This is a genomic window from Sedimentibacter sp. LTW-03 (assembly GCF_052059825.1).
Classification (GTDB): Bacteria; Bacillota; Clostridia; order Tissierellales; family Sedimentibacteraceae; genus Sedimentibacter.
On record NZ_CP197180.1, the window covers coordinates 3,473,426 to 3,495,033 of the forward strand.

14 protein-coding genes and 1 pseudogene are annotated in these 21,608 nt (G+C 30.8%); 14 read left to right on the forward strand and 1 reads right to left on the reverse strand.

Annotated elements, in window-relative coordinates:
- Positions 1-117 precede the first annotated feature (117 nt).
- The 8 genes from ACS3UD_RS16815 to ACS3UD_RS16850 all read left to right on the forward strand — a co-directional run bounded on the left by ACS3UD_RS16815 (position 118) and on the right by ACS3UD_RS16850 (position 8,078).
- Complete coding sequence (locus ACS3UD_RS16815; protein ID WP_440977704.1) at positions 118-954, forward strand: hypothetical protein; 837 nt, start codon at positions 118-120, stop codon at positions 952-954.
- Positions 955-964: 10 nt separating this feature from the next.
- On the forward strand, positions 965-2,038 hold the full coding sequence (locus ACS3UD_RS16820; RefSeq protein WP_308138481.1) for a hypothetical protein: 1,074 nt from the start codon (positions 965-967) through the stop codon (positions 2,036-2,038).
- Position 2,039: 1 nt separating this feature from the next.
- A complete protein-coding gene (locus ACS3UD_RS16825; RefSeq protein WP_308138480.1) occupies positions 2,040-2,357 on the forward strand; it encodes a hypothetical protein in 318 nt (105 codons plus the stop codon).
- A gap of 274 nt (positions 2,358-2,631) precedes the next feature.
- Positions 2,632-2,862 carry a hypothetical protein gene (locus ACS3UD_RS16830; protein ID WP_308138479.1) on the forward strand — a complete coding sequence of 77 codons (231 nt, stop codon included), beginning with the start codon at positions 2,632-2,634 and terminating at the stop codon, positions 2,860-2,862.
- Positions 2,863-3,098: 236 nt separating this feature from the next.
- Positions 3,099-4,319 carry a HEPN-associated N-terminal domain-containing protein gene (locus ACS3UD_RS16835; RefSeq protein WP_308138478.1) on the forward strand — a complete coding sequence of 407 codons (1,221 nt, stop codon included), beginning with the start codon at positions 3,099-3,101 and terminating at the stop codon, positions 4,317-4,319.
- Positions 4,320-4,590: 271 nt separating this feature from the next.
- Complete coding sequence (locus ACS3UD_RS16840; protein WP_308138477.1) at positions 4,591-4,872, forward strand: hypothetical protein; 282 nt, start codon at positions 4,591-4,593, stop codon at positions 4,870-4,872.
- Between the two features lie 82 nt (positions 4,873-4,954).
- A complete protein-coding gene (locus tag ACS3UD_RS16845) occupies positions 4,955-6,247 on the forward strand; it encodes an IS110 family transposase (protein WP_308137223.1) in 1,293 nt (430 codons plus the stop codon).
- Positions 6,248-7,181: 934 nt separating this feature from the next.
- Positions 7,182-8,078 (forward strand): hypothetical protein, encoded by an 897-nt coding sequence (locus ACS3UD_RS16850; RefSeq protein WP_308138476.1) that lies wholly within the window; start codon positions 7,182-7,184, stop codon positions 8,076-8,078.
- Between the two features lie 57 nt (positions 8,079-8,135).
- Here the strand turns inward: ACS3UD_RS16850 and ACS3UD_RS16855 are convergent.
- Positions 8,136-8,870, reverse strand: a pseudogene (locus ACS3UD_RS16855) (tyrosine-type recombinase/integrase).
- 135 nt (positions 8,871-9,005) lie between these two features.
- On the opposite strand from ACS3UD_RS16855, the gene ACS3UD_RS16860 reads away from it, so the two are divergent.
- The 6 genes from ACS3UD_RS16860 to ACS3UD_RS16885 all read left to right on the forward strand — a co-directional run bounded on the left by ACS3UD_RS16860 (position 9,006) and on the right by ACS3UD_RS16885 (position 21,463).
- Positions 9,006-10,733 carry an ATP-dependent nuclease gene (locus tag ACS3UD_RS16860; RefSeq protein WP_308138475.1) on the forward strand — a complete coding sequence of 576 codons (1,728 nt, stop codon included), beginning with the start codon at positions 9,006-9,008 and terminating at the stop codon, positions 10,731-10,733.
- Entirely contained in the window at positions 10,730-12,490 is a 1,761-nt protein-coding gene (locus ACS3UD_RS16865; RefSeq protein WP_308138474.1) for a UvrD-helicase domain-containing protein, read from the forward strand. The genes ACS3UD_RS16860 and ACS3UD_RS16865 overlap by 4 nt, the downstream gene beginning before the upstream one ends.
- A 196-nt stretch (positions 12,491-12,686) precedes the next feature.
- A complete protein-coding gene (locus tag ACS3UD_RS16870) occupies positions 12,687-15,452 on the forward strand; it encodes a hypothetical protein (RefSeq protein ID WP_308138473.1) in 2,766 nt (921 codons plus the stop codon).
- 233 nt (positions 15,453-15,685) lie between these two features.
- Positions 15,686-16,108 carry a hypothetical protein gene (locus ACS3UD_RS16875; RefSeq protein WP_308138472.1) on the forward strand — a complete coding sequence of 141 codons (423 nt, stop codon included), beginning with the start codon at positions 15,686-15,688 and terminating at the stop codon, positions 16,106-16,108.
- 857 nt (positions 16,109-16,965) lie between these two features.
- On the forward strand, positions 16,966-18,180 hold the full coding sequence (locus ACS3UD_RS16880; RefSeq protein WP_308138471.1) for a sigma-70 family RNA polymerase sigma factor: 1,215 nt from the start codon (positions 16,966-16,968) through the stop codon (positions 18,178-18,180).
- Complete coding sequence (locus ACS3UD_RS16885) at positions 18,173-21,463, forward strand: DEAD/DEAH box helicase (protein WP_308138470.1); 3,291 nt, start codon at positions 18,173-18,175, stop codon at positions 21,461-21,463. Before ACS3UD_RS16880 ends, ACS3UD_RS16885 begins: the two co-directional genes overlap by 8 nt.
- Positions 21,464-21,608: the final 145 nt, after the last annotated feature.

Genomic DNA, 21,608 nt, shown 5'->3' on the forward strand with positions numbered 1-21,608 from the left:
ATATAAGAGTTAATTTATTGTTTTTTTAAGGAGACGAGCACTATAAAAAATGTATTGATAATTACTAGTTCAATTGACTTTACAGTAGATTATATTATTGGAAAGTATAGTGGTATTGTGAATTTCTATAGAGTAAATGTAGATTGTTTAGATAAATACTTAATTTCAGTTGGAAGCGATTTTACATGGAGTATTCAAAATGATGAATGGAATACTATTTTATATAAGCAAGATGTATTTAGTATTTATTATAGAAAACCAAGGTTCCCTGATTTGAGCAAGTTTGAACCAGAATATAGAAATATGATAAATAATGATATTCTAGCTTTGATTAATGGGTTAGTTGATTCGTTTAATGGCAAAGTACTAACAAAACCATCAATTCTACGCAAATGTGAAAACAAGATATATCAACTTATGTATGCATTAAGCAATGACATAAATATTCCTAATTCATTTATTGGAAATAATTCAGAAAGCATGAAATTATTTGAAAAATATAAAACAATAATAAAGCCAATTACAACTGGAAAAATCTATAGGAAAACTGAGTGCGAAATCTATCAAACTAGTTATTTTAATGGATTTCAAGAAGAAATATTGTTAACTCCAATATATTTACAGGAGTACATTGTAAAACTATATGAAGTTAGAATAACAATAGTAAATGAAACAGTATTTCCAATCAAAATAGAGTCTGAAAATATTTTAGATTGGCGAAAAGGATATGATAGTAACTATTATTCAGTTATTGACGTTCCGGATTATGTGCTTAAAAAAAGCATAAAGATGATGGAAGATTTTAATTTAAAGTTTGGAGCGTTTGATTATATTGTTAATGATAAAAATGAATGGGTATTTCTTGAAGTTAACCCAAATGGTCAGTGGCAATGGTTGGAAAAAGAATTAAATTTAAATATTTCCAATGAAATAGTACAATATTTGATTGAATAAGGGGTTGCTTATGAAGGTTGTAAAATTTGCATTGCAAAAAATTGTAGCTTGTATTTTATATATATGGTCATATTTAGGTGTTTTGTTTTCTTTTACTGATGATTCAAATTATGGAACAGTAGAATATAGAAATAAATTTAAAGATGATATTAAAGAACCTAGGATAAGTTTGATCAATTTGATGCTAGGTAATATTTCTATATTTATTTTAACGTATAGTTTTAAATTGAAAAAGTTTAAATTGGTAACTAAAAAATCATTAGATAAAATGGAATTATTTAATCCCTCATCTGATTATATTAATGATATTGTAAATAGATATGAGCAACATTTGATTACAGAAGTATCAGAATTAGACATAGAATATGAAAAAGAATCTTTATGTTATCGAATAAATAATGAAGAGAGTAGGATTGAAAAGAGTAATGAAAAAGTAAATCTATACGCTACAATAATATTAACAGTAGTACCGATATTATTGGCATTCGTAGATTTGAAATATTTTTTTGCATTGAATATATGTGGCAAAATAATAGTTTGTTTAATTATATATAGCATTACAAATGCAATATTATATATTTTACAAGTCGTTAAAATACAGTCTATTGATAAAAGTAGTTTTTCGGAACTAAGAAAAAGTGCTAATCATAAAATTGAATTAAATAAACAATACCATTATGACTGGCAATATTTAAAACGCAAAGCTGATTTGTTTGTTAGCTATGTTAAGAATTTGCAAAATTGGATAGTTGCAAGCTTATTACTATCGTGCCTATTGGTGTTGAATGTATCAAATGTAGATTATATGAGTTTAAATAATAATGAAGTTATATCTCAACAGGTAATCAATGTCTTTACTGATGATATAAATAACCCCTATAGTATTTCTGCTATCAAAATAAGTGAATTAAAGCTTAAGATACAAAAAAATGAAGTAAGAAGACTTGTTGTTATTTCAAGTAATGACAAATGTGAAACTGATATTGCAAAAGAATTTGAAGAAAGATACAAAAATTTGACTATAAAATATTTTTATGATGAAACACTAAAATCAAATGAAGTTAAAATAATTGAGGAGGAATAATATGCTTAGAAAACACATATTAAGCAAATACGCTGAAGTTTGTGATTTGAAATTAAATTCAACAATTACGTCAAGAAATGAGGGCGCTACTCATAAAACTAATGCAATTGAAAATAGTGATCCTGATGAATTTTGCTTTGATTTAACAAGGGAAACTAGAACAATAGAAATATCTGATCCAGATGAATTTGTTTTTAGTGAAAAAACAAAATTAACGTTTGTAGTTGAAAATAGTGATCCTGATGAATTCTATATAAATTCTACAAGAATGACAAAAACTATAGAAATATCTGACCCAGATGAATTTTGCCTTAATTAGTTATGTTATAAGTGTCAAGGTAAAATTCAATTTATAACATGAGACAACCCAATTATATCTAATGTAACTAAAATTAAATTAAGTTTTACTGTAATTTGTAGCACTTTAAGCTAGATGCTCTAGCTTGTAAGATAATTATTCCATGTGAGATAAAAGCAGATATAAGAAATTATTTATAAAATTATGGGTAACATTAAATATATTATTAAAGAAGAATGTTAGAATAGAAGGGCAACATGATATACAACAAATATTTGAAGTAGTAAATGCTAGAGTGAATGAATTCGAATCTGAAAAGGAAAAAAAACAAAAGTTTAAAAATATGGCAGAAAATTTTAATATATATCTTGATGAATTATTTGATAATATTTCAAGTGATGATGGAAATAGAAAAAAGGACAATATGGATTTTTCAAGATATCCATTTGATCAAAAATATGTTTCTCATTTTTATATTAATGGACTTGATAATCTTGTAGTAGATTTCGCAAAATTTTTTGAATAGATTTCAGGAGATAGGAGACAATTCAAGATCTATATCAACGTACTATTTATATGACTGTTTGCAGTATGACGGTCAATAATAATAACATGTCATTCAAGAAAAAAATATTATTTGTCAAGCGATAAACAATATAAAAACAAATAAAATTGAATTCTAACTAAATTAATATTTGAAAAAACTAATTGAATGGAAATTATAACGAACTACATAAATTTTAGGAGGAAATTTTGTGAGTTATGCTTAAAAATAAAATGCTAGAATACAAAAAAAGTGAGTATAAAAGTATTAATAAAAAGGTTTGCTCAAATTGCGTGGGAGAAAGGTACCTTAAGCAATTTGTTATTGACAATGGAAAGTGTGACAAATGTGACTATTGTGGTAGTGATGAAATCTGCATATCAGTAGAAGACCTTATTAGTGAAATAATATCCGGAATTGAATATGAGTATGATAGAGCTGTAGATACAATGAGTTGGGATCATGGTGAATATGTTGGAGCAAAGACATGGGATACATACAACTTAATCTATGATAAATTAGGATGTGAATTGCCGTTAGAAGATGATTTGATAAAAGATATTTATGAAACTATTGATGATGATACGTGGTGTGAAAGAGATCCTTATCAGTTAAGGGAAAGCATAGATAAAGCATTACTATGGGATGATTTTTGCGAAATGGTAAAAACTAAAACAAGATATGTGTTTTTCAGAATGCCTAAAAAAGATGAATATAGAGAAGAAGCAAATTTCAATGTTCTTGATTACATTGGCAAAAAAGTTACTGAGTTGAATTTGATTACTAGTATTCCAGAAAATACAACATTTTTTAGAGGACGCATGCATAGCAGTTCAATGGTGTTAGACGAAGCTAAAAACCTCTGTTCTCCTCCTAGTCATTGTGCAAAATCAAACAGAATGAGTGCAGAAGGAATTTCAATCTTTTATGGTGCGAATGATGTGAAAACAGCAATTGCTGAGATATATAATTCTCAATACAAGTATGCAACAGTTGCACCGTTTGTAAATTTAAGAAATTTAATACTAGTTGATCTCACTAAAGTAGAAGATATAGAATTCCCAAGTCTATTTGATAAAGAAAAACGAAAATACAGACAAGCCTTAGATTTTTTTATAAAGTTAAACGAAAATCTTACTCAACCAATTGAGAATATGGTAAGCATAGAGTACATACCCGCTCAAATCATTGCAGAGTATTTTCGGTATATATATTGCTATAATGGTATTTCCATTGATGGAATAGCATATAGAAGTTCAAAAAATAGTGGAGGAATATGTTATTCATTGTTTTTTAATTATGAACAGTGCCTTGAAGTTGATAGAGATAAACGATGTAAAGAAGAACAAGAACTTAAAATAGATAAATCTGGGATAAACACTTATGCTGTCTCAGTTGATGTCTCATTTAGCCAAAGCTATAATCGATTATTTATATGAATTAATACAGAATGAAATAAAACTATATAGTCAAACTTTGTTTGAAAACGTAAAAAGTATTTAACGAAATTTCAACGTTTTTTGATTTTATATAGTCAAACTTTCTTTTAAAGCTACAATTGCAAGCACCTAATTATTAATAGAATAATTCGTGTAGATATACTTAATGGAATTGATTTAAGAAAGCATTATGTGCAATTCATCAAATAATAGGTTATTGAATAACAGATGGAATTTTAAATAGAATAAAAAGTGAAGGAGATTAGAATTTATGGCATTTAGATTTGATATGCAGGGTAAAACTTCCCAGCAGCAAATTATTGTGGCTAAAAGAGATTCGGAGAATAAGCGATTGCAGCAAGAGGCAGCAAAGAGAGAAGCAGAAAAGAAGATTCCTGATGATGTTAACATTAATATTCGGATATTAGCTATTGATAAAGACACTTGTCCAACTCAAGATAATATTATTATGAAAGAACAGTGCGTAGCTGTAAATATTATAAGGAGCTTCCTGTATAATTCAAATATAAGGAATTCCAAGAAAGAAGGTTGAGAAAAAAATACCTCAGTGTACAATAAGATTACTGACTTTGCCGGTTAGTAAAAAATCTTATTAAACAGAGAGGTATCTAGAAATGAATTATAACACACAGAACGCAAAATTAGGAACTATTACAGAAAAAACTTTAGTGGTTGGTATTGATGTCGGAAGTGAACTACACTATGCCAGAGCTTTTGACTGGAGAGGTTATGAGTACTCAAAGAAGGCCTTCTCATTCAGTAATACAGAAGCTGGATTTAACAGTTTTTTGGCATGGATGCATGAACTGGGAGAAAAGCATGAGAAACAGGCTGTACTTCCAGGGATGGAGCCAACAGGACACTACTGGTTTGCACTAGGAAAGTTCCTACAGGACAACGGCATGAGACCGGTGCTTGTCAATCCTCATCACGTAAAGAAATCCAAAGAACTAGATGATAACAATCCAACAAAGACTGATCGCAAGGATCCGAAAGTAATCGCAGGACTAATCAATGAGGGGCGATTCTCTTACCCTTACCTTCCGGAAGGTGTCTATGCAGAGCTTAGGACGGCTTCAAACCTGAGATTTCAGGCGCAGGAGGAACTTACAAGAGTTCTTAATAGGATTGCAAGATGGTTCAGCATTTACTTTCCAGAGTATAAAGACGTTTATGGGAAGAAAGATGCAAAAAGCGGATTGATGATTTTAGCACAGGCACCATTGCCAGCAGACATTGCAGCGTTAGGTGTGGAAGGAGTGAACAAAATCTGGCGGGACGCAAAGCTGAGAGGCGCTGGACGAAAGAGGGCAAAGACCTTGGTAGCAGCTGCAGAGCATAGCATTGGCAGTCAGGAAGGTTTGACAGCAGCACGTATGGAAATAAAAAATCTGCTCAGTGATTATGAGGTTTATAGTAAAAGAGTCAATGAACTAATGGCTCTAATAGAAGACTTGATGAGTGGAATTTCATACACAGATAAGTTGCTGGAAATTAAAGGTATTGGAAGTAAGACCGTATCTGGATTTATAGCTGAAGTGGGTGACATAAGACGTTTTGATAACCCAAAACAGATACAGAAGCTAGCAGGATATGCACTGGTGGAGAACAGTTCTGGAAAACATAAGGGCGAGACAACGATAAGCAGACGTGGTCGCAAGAGACTGAGATATCTGCTGTTTGAGGTTGCAATGTCATTAGTTGGAAAAAATAAAGAGTTCAGGGAACTGCACCATTATTATACGACCAGACAGAATAATCCATTGAAGAAGATGCAGTCGCTGATTGCAGTTGCCTGTAAGTTGCTTAGGGTGATTTACAAGATTCTAACAACAGGAGTCAGCTATGATCCTGTAAAAATGCTTGGAGACATCAAGAGACCACCGATATCAGCACAGGCAGCATAAAAAGTAAAGCAATAAGCTTAAACCTCTGTTGAAAGATATCGCGGTTGAATTTAATTATCAAGGGTACGTTAGTACCGCTAAAGCGGCAAGCCCTTGACAATTAAATCCAGCCACGATAAATAGTAAACAAGAGGTTAAGCTGGAAACTGCCACAAATGTGGCTATACAATAAACAGAAAGCAACAGGAAAACGTCCGTTGGAAACAACGCTGTTGTAGGAGCAAAATCAGTAATCAAAACAAAGAATGAGCCAGTAGTCGGCAGGAATATTTTCCATAGGGCATAGACCCTGTTAAGGAGCTAAGCTGACACCCTGGTTATGGATAGGCAGGACGAAGGTAGTTAGGACGCATGCGGAAACGGATGGAGATCCTGGTGGATACAGGAGGTTAGCTGCCATAGAGGGATGGGTATACACAAGGCCATGTAAAGCGAAAAACAAAGACGTTTTACTTCGTGTACCCTAATACCACTATTTTAGTACTCGATACAAGAAATATCCATGACTATGGCCATTTATCTGAGATAAAGAAACAAAAAACCTTGATTTTTCAAGGAAAAAAGCTTGACTATATGAGGAGTTTACTATGTATAATGGACAACCATGTATCAAATGTTCATATAAGTTAGGCAATGAAACCATGAATTAGCAGGAAAACAAATATTAATTCGTACAAATATTAACTTCCAATTATGTAATATTCATATTAATTGATTATAGAAATAATGGGAAGGTCAAGTATGTCCTGAGTTAACTAGGCAATCAGCAATTCAAACGATCAAATGAGTTACGTGGTGTTTATATAATACGTAGAGGAGAAAATATGGGGTATAGATTTTCGCTGGAAACTGCTGTAGCGAATCATGGAGACAAGCTGAATTATAAAGTCATATACGATTTATTAGTTTTAATGTATTTGAGGAGGATAAGAAAATGTCACAGATATGTATAAAGAAAAGTAAAATTATTAAATTGCAGTTGCCAACAGGATATAATCCAAAAAAAATTCAGATTGGAATACCTGTAACAGGTGACGAGGCAAAAAAAATAGGTCTTGTTAATGTTGGTGATAACATATTGCCTTCTATTAAATACGGTGTTAGCTGTAAGCGAAATGCAAATGGTTATTATTACGCGGATAAATCACAACCAAAGAAAAAACGTTATATTTCTACCAATTGGATACAACCTTTTGGCAATGAAAATGCTTCATCAATTGCGGTCGACATATATAAACCGTGTTATCCGCGAATCGAAGTCTCTCCTACAGGAATTGAAGTTGAATTATTTGAAGATTCAAGCGAAAACAAATACATAATTGCAAATTTGACTCCTGTAATACGTGAGAATTATTTAAAAGAGACTGTAAATATATTTCTCGAAATTTTTGGACTATGCTATATTTTCAGTAATGAAATTAAAATTAATGAAAATAGAAATAGACGCCGTTGCAATTGGGAAATACTCCCGCCAGGAGAAAAGCCAAGCATACACTTAACTCATATGCTAAAGAAGCAAAATCAAAGTGCTGATACTTTTGATGTAGCAAGATTAGAATTCATTGATAAATATAAGGCAGAACAAGTAGTAGAAGGATTAAATGGTTTTAGCGGATACTATGCATATGTTTTTAAAAATTATTGTGTTTTGGAGTCTGCAGTTTATGGAAATGCAACTTATATTATTCCTAAAGAAAACTGGGAAGTTTTGAGCCAAAAAACGAAACAAGATCTGATACATGATAACGTTGTTGTTGAGAAAATAAGACACACAGAGAAATGGAAAAAAACTATACGTGGAAGCTTTGATAGGCTAAAGATTAGTAAATAAAGATTTCTGATTTCCCATTATGTTTAGAATATGGCAAGCTTTGCGCTTGTCATAAGGCTAATTAAACATTAAAGCAAGTGGATTGGAATTCACAGCAGATTGCAATAATGAATCATCAACATATATTTCTGTTGTGGCAATACTTTCATGACCAAGAATTTGTTGTAGAGAACGGATATCGACATGTCTATATTTGTACATTAAAGTTGCAGATGTATGTCGTAATTTATGGGTAGAAATATTTTCAGAATTTAATCCAACTTTGATAACATGTTTTTTTATGGTATTTTGAATGTATCGTGTAGTTAGGCGTTTTTTATTTCTGGATATGAAAAGCGCATTAGTTGGCACATCCATGTTGTTTCGAATTTAAAGCCAAGTAGCTAAAGACTTTTGTTCTGCAGGTGTCAAAAATATTTTACGTTTTTTATTGCCTTTACCAATTACTGAAAGAATATTTGCATTAACTTGGTTAATATTTAGATTAGCAAGTTCGGATAAACGAAGAGCACAATTTAGAAAAATAGTAATAATACAATTGTCACGAGGAATAGATTTACATTCTATAAGTAAACGAACAGATTCTTCTAGTGTTAGATATTTTGGAATTCGTTTAGGAAGTTTAGGGGTTTCAAGTTCTTCTGCTATATTGCCATCTAGTAAATGAGCTTTTGAATTTAGGTATTTCCAAAATTGTCTTATGGATACTATTTTTCTAGCCCTGGTTCCTGCGGAAGAATTTAAATCGGTCTGGCAATAAGAGATAAAAGTACAAGTTTTATTAGATTGCATATTGATGGAACTCCTTTTATTAAAATTGTTACGAATGATTAAATATTTATGCAAAACTTAAATTTTGTATAATAGCAATAATGAGAAGTTGATTATAAAGATTAAATAAAGATAGTATAAAAGTGAGGCATAATAATGTATGTAAGCGAGATAAAGGAAATTTTAAATTACAGAAATCTATCGGGAAAAATAATCAAGTTTAATGAAACAATGAATTTTCTTATAGGAGAAAATAATATTGGAAAAACGAATGTGTTGGAGCTTATGAGTATATTTTTAGGAATTGGAAAGTTTGGAGAATCAGATTTCACGGATGTTTTGCAACCAATCCAGATAAAAATGACAGTAAATTATTCAGCTGATGAAGTTGGTTTCTTCGAAGATAACTTTGACGTTGATAACAGTAACTCAATTACTCTAATTGCATTACAAGATTCTGTAGATGAAAGAATTAATTATTTTCACGACACACCAAATAAGACGAAGATTAGTGCTGCCGTAATTAAAAAAATGAATATTCTTTATTATTACGCACAGCGTATGCCGTCTAAGGAAGTTGATTTTAGAAAAACCAGTGGATCAGGAAAGGTATTGAATTATCTTATTCAGCACAGCTTGGAATTATTTGGAATAAAAGAAAAGGATATCCTTAAGACAACAAAATTAAAAAGTATTGTAAAAGAAATTAATAAGCAGATTAATAGTTTAAATTCAATCACAGGAGATACAGTAAGCGCTTATCTTTATACAGAAACTGATAAAATAGTATGTAGAATGCTTGGATTGGGAGATGAAAATGGGCGAGAACTGGGATCGCTCGGCGAAGGAATCCAATATGCTTTTAATATTCTGTTACAGATTATTGAAATTATATACAATACAAGGACGACAAGAAAACTAGAAGATTTCGAAGAACGTTTAATCAATAAAAACGGAAAGAAACTGTTTCCATTATTTTTAGTGTTAGATGAGCCAGAAGTACATCAGCATCCATACAGACAGAGAAGCTTGATTAAGAAAATCGAAGCTCTTATGAAGAATGAGAATTTAGTTTTTATTGAATTATTAAAGTCCCTATTTGATATTGATGGTCTTATTGGACAGATATTTATTGCAACGCATTCACCAAATATTTTGTTGAATGATTATAAGCAATTTATTAGAATTTACAGACCTTCAAATGCAGCAACAAGTAATATAGAAATAGTATCTGGAAGTGGAATGACACTGGATGATACGTTGTATAAGCACTTACTCCGTAGCTTTTTGTATTTAAAAGAAGCTATGTTTAGTAAATGCATTCTTTTTGTAGAAGGGGATACTGAAAATGGTGCTATGCCAGTTTTTGCAAGAAGGATGAATCTTGATTTTGATGAATTAGGCATAGGTGTTGTAAAGCTGGATGGAGCGGATAGTGTTGAAAACTGTATGAAACTTTATCAAGAATTTCATATAAAATCCATTGCAATGATCGATCGGGATAAAAAGGCGAAATATGATCATATACCTGACGTTTCATTTACAAAAGGAAAAGATTTTGAAGAAGATATCTATGATAATTTTACCCTTCTTGATTATATGAAATACAATAATTGTGTCGGAAAAATAGGTGCTTTTGTGGGTATTTTAAGACCATATGGATTGTCACTGAATGTTTCAGCATACCGAGCAGATCCTAACAGCATAGTTATAGACAAGACATTACAAAAACAAATAATGTCGGATAAAAAAGCTAATGAATTAAATGTATTGAGAGATACTAAAAATGCATCTAAATCTGCATTACTTGCGGAATATGTTACAGTTATTCCACCAGCCTTTGAAAGAATCATTAAGAAACTTGCAAGAGAGGTAAAAAAATGACATTAGAAGAGATAATAAGAGAAAAACATTCTGGTGATGAAGACCAACTAGAATTTATCTTTTCAGATGATAAAAAGATAATTGTAACAGCTCCAGCTGGATGTGGTAAAACAACAGCTATGGTAAGTAAAATTGCAAGAGAATTAAGTACTGGACATATACCCGCTAATAAGAAAGTACTCGCTATGACCTTTAGCGTTAATGCAGCAATGAAAATAAAAGATTCACTTAAGACATTATTGCCTGATTTTGTTGAGAATACAGAAAAATACATATCTAAAGTAGATATTGCTAATTATCATAACTTTGCTATGAGATTACTTTTTAAGCATGGATATTCTCTTAATCCAGAGTTCTCGAATTTGTTTGAATTTAAAGTCGTAGATGATAGTAGCCACGTGCTCGATGCTTTTATTATTGGTTCTGACAGTGATAAATTAAAGGCTTTAGATGATGCTGTTAAAAAGTCTAATAAAGATAATCTAATGAATGCTTTAGATGATTATTGGGATATACTAAACAAAAAATTAATCACAAACCATGTTATAACATATAATGGAATTTTGGTATCGGCTATAAAACTACTTTGTAAGCGGCAAGTTTCGTCCTTCTATAAAGAATATTATCAGATGATTATTGTCGATGAGTTCCAAGACACAAACCTTCTTGGATATTTACTTATTAAGAAATTGATTGGTGATAATATTGTTGTTTTTTTAGGAGATGATGTTCAAAAAATATATGGTTTTTTAGGAGCTATTAATGGAATTTTCAGTATGTTTATAAAGTCCTATCCTGCCGTAGAGATAGAATTTCATAGTAATTACAGATTTAGAAATAATGAAAGAATGAAAAATCTGGACAGTCTTATTAGAGATTATTCTGAAAATTATGGTCCATCTAAATTAAAAGCGTCGGTTCTTTTGAAAAATTTAGATAGTGACGAAGAGGAAGATGAATTCATTGTTGAAGGAATTAACAGGATGATTTCTAATTTAGATGATAAAGTGGCAGTATTGGTTCGCGCTGGTTGGCAAGGAAATTCAATTGTTACAAAACTAGATCAAAAAGGAATTAAGTATTTTAATGCATTGTTTAGAGAGACAGATCCTGAATATTTAAAATTTTATAGTATAGCAATTGAAGAATTCCATAATACAACATCAGGAAGAGCCGTTCAAAGAGATTTGCAAAAATGTCTTGATGCTGTAAAAAGTAGAGAGCATGAGATATACCAGCAAAACGATAAGAAATTTATTTTTGACGCAATGTACAAATTATTAGAGGTGCTTTTCAATGAATCTAGAAACTGGGAAGGAACTTCAAAAGATAAATACGACAATATCGATTTCACACTTGGCAATAACGGATTAAAGCATATGATGGAGTTTATAGATGAATCTGTAGTATTGACATCAATACATTCAGCAAAAGGGCTTGAATGGGAATATGTTATTATTCCAAAATTAAATGGTTTTGCATTTCCTAGTTCTTATGTATGTAGACCATGCCGAAATGTTTATAGTTGCAACAGTGGATTTGATTATTGTGAATTTTTGTACGAAGAAACAATGGAAAAAGCATTTAAAGAAGAAATAAGTGTTTTGTATGTCGCAGTTACGAGAGCGAAGAAAGACGTTTTTATGACAGTAAATACGGGAATAAATCATTGGAATCATACAAAACAAACTAGCTGTCTACTTAATTTAAAAGGACTATCAACAGAAGATTATGATTGGGAGGATGTATTTGAATAGTTTCTCATTATGTTTATAATAAGTAGATCAAATAAGGAGAAATAATTATGCCAAAGCAATTACGTGATGAACCAATTTATCTTGCCCCTGATATCTAGGACATTTTCAGCGGGTGGTAGTAATAAGCCAATTTCAAGGTGGGCGATGAATTTGATGAAATCACACGTTTGTTAAAATAAATTTGGGGAGGTGTACTATGTTTACATCTGAGCAAAAAATACAAATATTTATAAGCTCTGCATGTGGTAATGAGCCTGAAAAACAAAAATATAATTTCGTGCGTGAAGCACTTAAAGTATTAATTGAATCAACTGGTTTTGCAAAAGCTTATGTTTTTGAATCCGAAGGAGCTTCCACGACTTCGGCGGGACAGCACTATACATGTGCATTAGAAGATTGCGATGTATGTATATTTCTGATCGATAATAACGATGGTGTTCCAACAGGAGTTCAAAAGGAAATTGATACAGCTAAAAAGCATGGTATCAAATCACTTTTCTATTTTTGTGACCAATTTTCAAAAGCAGAAACGCCACTGCAAAAAAGCTTGAAGGGCGCAAAATACGCAAAAAGTGAAACCATACATGATTTTAAAGACCTTATCAAAAGCGGTGCAATGGATTTAATTAACGATTTAATAATAATATATAAGCAATACTGTAAAGGACGCTTAATATGGCGTGAAAAGTCATTGACAGAACAATCTGCTGACATTTCAGATATTGAAACGTCTCTTTATTCAGACAGTATTGCACGAAAAAATGTGTTTGCAAATATGGACTGTTGTATTAAATATTTTACAGAAATGATTTTGGAGTATTCATATGATGAGGTGGAAAACACAGGGAATATGGATAAATTATGTGTTGCTTTTCTCCCCGTTTTATTTGAAGGTGCTACCGTCAATGAATATAACTTGAGTTCATTATTATTAGAAATTGAGAAACATCAAACTTCGAAGCATTTTACTGTAACAAAAAAGCGGTACGAGGCCATCAAGGAATATTATTCCGGAAATCAAGAAGCTTGTATAAACAAACTAGATGAAGCATTGCAAATAGCAAAGCAAAATTGCTTATCTGAATGGCTTATAAAAGATATACTCATTGATTTGCGGAATCAAGATATGTTCTTACAGGAAAGCCGAAATACTTACTCGCCAAAACCGAAATATCAAAACGAACTGGATAACAGTCAATCTATGCTTTATTACCCATTATTGGACAGGCTAGGCAGTAATTATTATGAAGGTATCATTCAACAGGATATTAAATATAAAACTGAAACTCCTGGCACTGTTACTTACGGTCACGGGCTAGGCACACATATTAAATCACTTACAGGCATTTATGTATTAGCGATGTATAATGGCTCACTTACTCATTTAGGGTTACTATACGAACGTATAAAACTTATTTCCTTTTATTGTGCAACCAGGTATTCAAATTGGAGCATAAAAAAACTTCTGCTAAAATCTACAATTATATTTGGCAATCAAAAAGAAACTGATGGAATAATTAGGTGTTTTGATGATTTGTTAAGTAAGATGAATGAAAATGATGCATATGAAATTTATTCTTTTTCGAACAATAGACCGATTGCATATCAACGGTTTATTAGCAGGCTAGATGCGTTTAGAACTACTTGCTATTATATGGATGACGAAAGATTTAGTTTTATTTGGTCTGAGTTATATAAACTTATTTCCAAATGGATTGAAGATGAAAATTCTGTAACTGTATTAGGTTACAAGATATTCCCTGCTCTTGAAGGGAGTTATTTGCGTATATCGCAGAACCAATTAATTGAAATCATATGTAAATGTATTCATAATAATAAACGTCGATTTTATGATGAAATATTTAACCTGATTCGGAAATGCGTAAATCTTGACCAAGTGTCTCCAGAAAATGCAACCCAGCTATTGGAAGCCATTATAAATATAGTGCGAAATCCGGTTGAAAGAAAACACATTCATAGTCTAGAAACATCGCTATTTACACTCAGGAAAAGGCATAGGGAGCTAACAGAAGAACTTGATAAAATAATTGCAGATGAAATGCCTGATTTTTATAACGGTACTTACCGATTGGAGACAACTGCCGAAGAGAACACGGATATGCCAGACTTTCTGAAGTCATATATAACTCAAGTGCAGAAAGACAATGAAGAACAAGGGAAAAATGGGACATTTTTTGGTCGAGGGAATCAGACACATATTATTATAAAGAATATCCTACAGCAAAGTACAGCAGAGTTCTCTAAGGAATTAATTGATTCTGCGTTTAAAGTCTCAATTGAAACTCTATTAAAGGAAAATCAGATAATTGAAACAAAAATGGATGCTATAGAACTATTAGTTTATTTGCTAAAATCTCGATCTAGCATAAAAGAGCGTAACAAAGATAAGATAATTGAATTATTGACGAACAAGCAGAAAGTGGAAATGGCACAGGCTATTATGACGAATTTAAGTGAAACAAATCTCAGATTTTCTTCACTTCTTTTGTATAATTGCTTAGGCGAAGACATAACAGTAGGTTTACTTGATACATTAGCAGATATTGGCGATGATATTTTATCAAATAGAAAAGCTAGTACAGCATTTTTGAATTATCTAGAAGCTGACAACGCCAATGTATCTGACATTTTGTTAGAACATATAATATTACAGCAGGCAATAAATTGGTCTGTGGAATCCGACTTGAATATTCGTTTGAATGCGGTTCAAATTCTGTTTTTATTATTGAAGAACATAGAGAATAAGAATGTTGTATGCAATCAATTAGTTAAGCTAATGGACACAGATAATGTATACATAAAGAATAAAATACTAAGAAATGTTCATCGGTTAAAAGATGTTGATCTTGAAACTTTAAAATACATTATTCAAAAAGCATCGGTAGATACAAACTATGTAGTACGTAAAGTTGTTGATGAAGTACAGGTGGAGCTTGGATAAATAATTATATTTACGTGTACTTGATGCTGAGCTGTCCATTAAGTTTATGATGGAGTGAACTTCACTTAATTATTATTAGTGAAAGACTTTTAATTTTTCAATAAAACAATTTTCTTATTTTTCATGTTAATCAAATATTATAAATGAGAATTTATGTAGCTAAAACACATTGTCGCTTCGTTTAAGCTTGAAGTAGATAAAATATAAGAATAAAAAAATATTGAGGTAAATATATGAGTAGAAATTCAAATTACCGTTCATCTTCGCTTTATCATATATTTAAGCTAATTAGTTATACTATAAGGGCATTTGTTTTGCCAAATCCATTTATTCCATTTATAAAAGTTTTAAGTGCTAAATTTAATTATACAGGAGATATAATTGGGCTTGCCATAGCATTTAATTTCTTATTAGGGAATTTTATATTGCATTATACAACATATGGAGTTGTAGGAACGGCTTATCGTAAAAGTGAAAATCCAATACTTGGTTCAGTTCTGTATTTTATAATATTTTGGTTGAACTCAATGGCTCTTATTGGTCTAGGAATGCTAAGTAGCTTGTTTAATTTATGGATAATGTTTATTGGATTTATTATAACATTATTAATAGAATCCTATATTCTATTAAAGCTTCGTGAAAGAATTATGATTTAGTAATAGGAAAAACTTTTTATTGTGACGTGTAAATCTGCGTTATACATTGAAAAAACAGTATTTATAAAATTTTTTAGTTGAACTTTATTTCGAGTTCATTTTATCTGTTCTTTAGTTTTGATATATGTTTTCTCAAGAAAACTGTTCTATATAAAACAATTAAGAAGAGCGTATTAATGTATTCATAAAAATTCAATTAATTAGTTTTGTTTATTGAGCAATATTATTGTATTTAGTCAAACTTTGTTTTAAAGCTACAGATTTTGTGGTAGCTTTTGAAAAAAGTTTGAAAATTTAAAATAAAGTTAAAAATTTACACCTCTCGGCTATAATACCGAGAGGTGTTTTTTGTAGTAAAAATAAATTCTAATTATGATAAAAAAGTACCATGATGAACAAATGCCTAAATAAGTACAGATTATTCATAACAAAAAAGAGTCGGTGGAGCAATTTAGAATAAGAGGGTTAATCAAATAATTAAATCTTTTAGGGAAGATAGAAAGCCAATGCAATTATAGAAAGTTCAAAGAATATCTGGTGTTGATTCAGCTGATTTTATTATAAAACTAAGGTGCTTATTTTTTATTAAATATACTAGTAAATATACTGAAATACATTTGAGCAAAATTAGAAATAATGTTATAATATAGTATAATTTGTAAAATTTTCGAAGAGCATAAATGAACTATAAGTAATTTTGATTAGGCGAATAATCAGATGTTAGTAAATGTACGTTATAGCAATAATACGAAATTGATAGGTATCATCTTATTGGACAAAGAATTTAACTATAAAATCTGACTGCTCTAACGAATGATAATCTTTATGGGGATGCACATATATGGAGGGGCTATGAGATGAGTAATAATTTGTTTAAAATTATTGAATACATAAACGATAATTATCGGTTTGGGAGTAATTTAAAAAATGACAAGGTGGAGGAATTGTTTAGTAGATATCCAGTATCAGAGAGTGAAAAGGAAACAGTATATAAGGAACTGGATTCGTTAGAAATAAAGATAATAGATGCAAATGGATTGTTTAAAGATAAAATCAATGAAACGGTTATATATATAGAAAAAAATGGAGAAGGCAGAGAATTAAGTTTTAAAGAATGGTATAAAAAAGAGAAAATAGATTCAGAAAAGAAAAGTGATGGGAATGATTTTGATTTTCTAGATGAATTACATTTTGATGATTTAGATTCTGTTTTAGAAGATGATACATTTAATAAAGAATTATCAAAATTTAGGGATATAGTAGATAAAAGTCATAATTTTGAGTATTTGATTGCTCTTCAGTCTAATAAAGAAAATTTTGAAAAGCGTCAAAAAGCTTTAGATAATTTAATTAATGCAAATCAAAAATTAGTATGGGATATTGTATCCAATTATCGACAAGTTTCAACTGTTTCGTTTGATGTGTATGATATGTTTCAAGTGGGTATGCAGGGATTAATGAAGGCAGCTGAAAAATTTGATGTAAATATGGGAAATCAATTTTCGACATATTCAACCTGGTGGATTAGACAAAGTATTACTAGGAATATAGCTGATTGCAGTACAACAATTAGAATTCCTGTTCATATGCGAGAAAAAATCATCAAATATATTAAAGTACAAAATGAGTTTTGGAATGAGGACGAACGTGCTGCAAACGGTGATGAAATTGCAAAGTTGCTTAATATTACTTTGGATGAGGTTAAAAAGCTACAATATTTTGAGCATATAGCAAATTTGACGAGTTTGGATATGCCTGTTGGGGAAGATGGTCAAAGTTGTGTGGGTGAATTTATACCTGATACAAAGCATCAATCGCCAGAAGAATATGTTGAAGAAGTTGCATTAAAGAAAGAAATAAAGGAACTATTTAAAAAAAAACTAACACCAAAAGAAGCAAAAATTTTAGATTCACGTTTTGGATTGACTGACAATCGAACACATACCCTGGAAGAAATAGGACAAGCTGGAAATCTAACGCGAGAACGAATAAGGCAAATTGAAGCAAAAGCAATTAAAAAGCTACAAAAGTCTATAAATACAGAAAGGCTAAAGGATTTTTATTATGATTGAAAATAAGATATTGGAAATAATCAAACAAACAGGTAATGCAATTATTATACTAAAAGGTTTTGATGTGTCTAATCTATCACGTGAAAATAAATACTTTTCATTTGATATGTACTATATAGACAAAGTTGACCTTAGTGAAATCCGAGAACAGGTGACAGATGAAATAATAGAAAATCGTAAATTTGACATTAACTATAAATGGATGACAATTGAGGAGTATCAGTTATTTAAAGAGCAGTCAAATATTAATAAGATGCCAATTGTTATACTAGAGAACAATCTATATGATAAGCAGTTTCCATATAGAGGTACATTATCGAACGTAGATAGTATTTATAATTATTTATACTATCAAGAAGATAATGAGCTAGAACTGGATCAAAAAAGTATTCTTGAGAATGTGTCCTTATTCTACGGTCAATTAGACTACTCAAAACAAAGCGGAAATTATTATGTCACATATCCTGAGCTTGAAGAAAAAATTAATATATTTAAATTTTATGAAGATGTACCATTAGAAGTTAATATTTCGGAAGATTATCCAACAGAAAACGTACAACAAATAGAACTATCTGATAATGAAACTCCTTTCTTGGATTTAGAATTTAATATACTTAATGAAAAAAACGAATCTAATATTGTAATGATACTGTCAGGGGATATCAAAAATTTACCAAACAGATACCTTGAACGTCTGAATATTTTAGAACAGTTAACAGATATAAATTTGTTTTTTACAACACTGTCCATAAGACGAAAAACTATTGAAAATGAAGAAGACTATGCGAAAATTCTAAAAAATGTTTACGGGTATACAGGTTTCAGACAAATTCCATTTTATAGAAATATAGAAAGCCATTCGAAAGAAATTATAGATATTTCACAGGCACAAATCATCGATGATATTGTAACACAAGCAGAAAAAGCAATGCATGGAGAACCGTTTAGAGATGTCTATATTACTGCATCTACAGGGGCAGGCAAGTCAGTGATGTTCCAAATTCCAGCATTATATTTATCTAAAAAGTATACAAATGATAAGCCACTTACTTTAGTGATTTCGCCCTTAATTGGATTGATGAATGACCAAGTTGATAATATGCGTCGTAAAGGGGTGATCTCATCTGCAACAATTAATGGGAATACTCCGCCTTTTGAAAAAGAGAATATTTTAGAGAGAGTCCAAAATCAAGAAGTTAATGTTTTGTATTTATCACCAGAAACATTACAAGCTAGAAGTGATATTAAAATGTTGATTGGGGATAGGAATATTGGCGTAGTAATTATCGATGAAGCACATATTGTTACAACTTGGGGAAAATCATTTAGAGCAGATTACTGGTATTTAGGTATATATCTTGCAAAGCTGAGAAAAGAACATAAATTCCCGATTGTTACATTTACAGCAACAGCTATTTATGGTGGTAGAGAGGATATGTATTTGGATACACGAAATAGTTTAAATATGATTAGTCCAATTTCTTATTTTGGGGATGTAAGACGTGATGATATTCTGATGAATGTTCGAAGTAGTGAAAAAGATTTTGATGCTGAGGGTAGGGATTATAGAAAAACAAAAAATGTATTAGCATTGAAGCATTTACAAAAGGCAACAAAGAATAAGCAGAAGTCATTGCTTTACTTTCCAACTGTAAAATTATTAATAAATTTTTATAATTTCCTAGCACAGAATGAGCCGGAAATTGCAAAAAAAACTGGTAAGTATTATGGTACATTACAGAAGGAAGAAAAAGATGAAGTTTTATCAGAGTATAAATCGGGGGAACTTCAATTTGTTCTTGCAACCAAAGCTTTTGGGATGGGAATTGATATTCCAGACATTACAAATGTGTATCACTACGCCCCAACAGGGAATGTAGTTGATTATATTCAGGAAATAGGGCGTGCTGCACGTGATAGATCAAAAGTCAAGAATGGTTTTGGATTTGGAATTATTGATTTTTTAAACCGTGATATGAATGAAGTTAAGCAACTTTATGGTATGTCAGCGATAAGAAAAACACAAATTCTTGAGGTAATGCGTAAAGTTTTGTCTATATATAAAGAAAAAGGGAATAATCGTAACTTAATTATCAGTCCAGAAGATTTTAAATATATTTTTGTTCAAAATAATCGAGATGAAGATTCTCTCGAAAACAAAGTTAAAACGGTATTATTGATGATTGAAAAAGATTTCGCCTCACCAAATAAATTGGGATATTCTCCATTTGTTGCCCGACCAAGGAGCTTATTTGGTAACGATTTGATTTTTGTAACTCCAGAGCTGCGGTCCCAAATTACTAAATCACGTTTAGGGAATTATTTTTCTAAACGAGTTGACCTCGAAAGTAAGACTTACGTTGCTGTTTATGAAGTGAATCTGTGTGGGATTTGGGAAAAGTATTATAAAAATATGTCGTTTCCAAGCTTCAAATTTGCTCTATTTAATCAAGGTGAACGTGAAAAGCTTCAACATAAAAATTTATTTGAGAAATTTGTATATACTTCTGGTGTAGAGGTTGCACTTAGTAATGATATTTCCGTTGAAAATCTTTTATCTCAGTACAGAATTATTTTAGAATCGTTTGAAAGCTTTGTAAATGAGCAAAAAATAGCAGGTAGTCAGTTTACTGTTGAAGACTTAGGAAATTACTTTATGCGAACATTGAAGATTTTTGATAAATTTGAAGCTAGAGCTTTTGCACAGACTGTTATTAATTCAGCCTTTGAGTTTGGGAAGATAAAAGAAATTAAGTTCATTTCTGAACGCACAAACAGTAATGCCGATAATCTGCGATATATTGTACATAAAGATGGTGATGTTTTTTCTGGATTTATAATGAGTTCAATCACTAATTCATTAAATCCAAGTGATAATTATGTGATGGGTTTAGATAAGATTACAACATTCCACTTTAGAGCGCATGGTGATGACATTGATGCAAAAATCGCCGCTTTAGGTATTGGGGAGGCACGAAAACTGTTAAGTTATCAAGTTATAGGTGGTAATAATCCGCAAATTTATTTACGCATGAACTCGGTTTATCCACTTGAAAAATCCGTGAAACAAGGGGATACTTATCAAAATAATATATTACTAGATATTCAGAAAAAACATTACATTAGTGTCGAAATGTTAAAGTTTTTGTTTGCCAAAGAGCAACCGGAAGCATCGGCAAAAGAAAAAATCCTCAATTACACAAAATGGTTTTGGGATAACATCGAGAATTACTTTATGGGAATCCTTCCAAATGAAGTAAAAGATAGACTATCAAAAAAGTAGAAAGATCATTATCAAGTAATGGAATTACTTTAAACTGAATTAATCAATTGTCAAATGCCGAAATATATGTTGCAGCACAATTAGCAGATGAAGTTGATTAAGAAGGAATGCTTTATCCATGAATTGCTAATATTCATAAGAGCGT

Bases quoted from the DNA above. Each gene is read 5' to 3' on its own strand.
- ACS3UD_RS16820 (WP_308138481.1), top strand. From the start codon at position 965: ATGAAGGTTGTAAAATTTGCATTGCAAAAAATTGTAGCTTGTATTTTA.
- ACS3UD_RS16825 (WP_308138480.1), top strand. From the start codon at position 2,040: ATGCTTAGAAAACACATATTAAGCAAATACGCTGAAGTTTGTGATTTG.
- ACS3UD_RS16835 (WP_308138478.1), top strand. From the start codon at position 3,099: ATGCTTAAAAATAAAATGCTAGAATACAAAAAAAGTGAGTATAAAAGT.
- ACS3UD_RS16840 (WP_308138477.1), top strand. From the start codon at position 4,591: ATGGCATTTAGATTTGATATGCAGGGTAAAACTTCCCAGCAGCAAATT.
- ACS3UD_RS16845 (WP_308137223.1), top strand. From the start codon at position 4,955: ATGAATTATAACACACAGAACGCAAAATTAGGAACTATTACAGAAAAA.
- ACS3UD_RS16850 (WP_308138476.1), top strand. From the start codon at position 7,182: ATGTCACAGATATGTATAAAGAAAAGTAAAATTATTAAATTGCAGTTG.
- ACS3UD_RS16860 (WP_308138475.1), top strand. From the start codon at position 9,006: ATGTATGTAAGCGAGATAAAGGAAATTTTAAATTACAGAAATCTATCG.
- ACS3UD_RS16865 (WP_308138474.1), top strand. From the start codon at position 10,730: ATGACATTAGAAGAGATAATAAGAGAAAAACATTCTGGTGATGAAGAC.
- ACS3UD_RS16870 (WP_308138473.1), top strand. From the start codon at position 12,687: ATGTTTACATCTGAGCAAAAAATACAAATATTTATAAGCTCTGCATGT.
- ACS3UD_RS16875 (WP_308138472.1), top strand. From the start codon at position 15,686: ATGAGTAGAAATTCAAATTACCGTTCATCTTCGCTTTATCATATATTT.
- ACS3UD_RS16880 (WP_308138471.1), top strand. From the start codon at position 16,966: ATGAGTAATAATTTGTTTAAAATTATTGAATACATAAACGATAATTAT.
- ACS3UD_RS16885 (WP_308138470.1), top strand. From the start codon at position 18,173: ATGATTGAAAATAAGATATTGGAAATAATCAAACAAACAGGTAATGCA.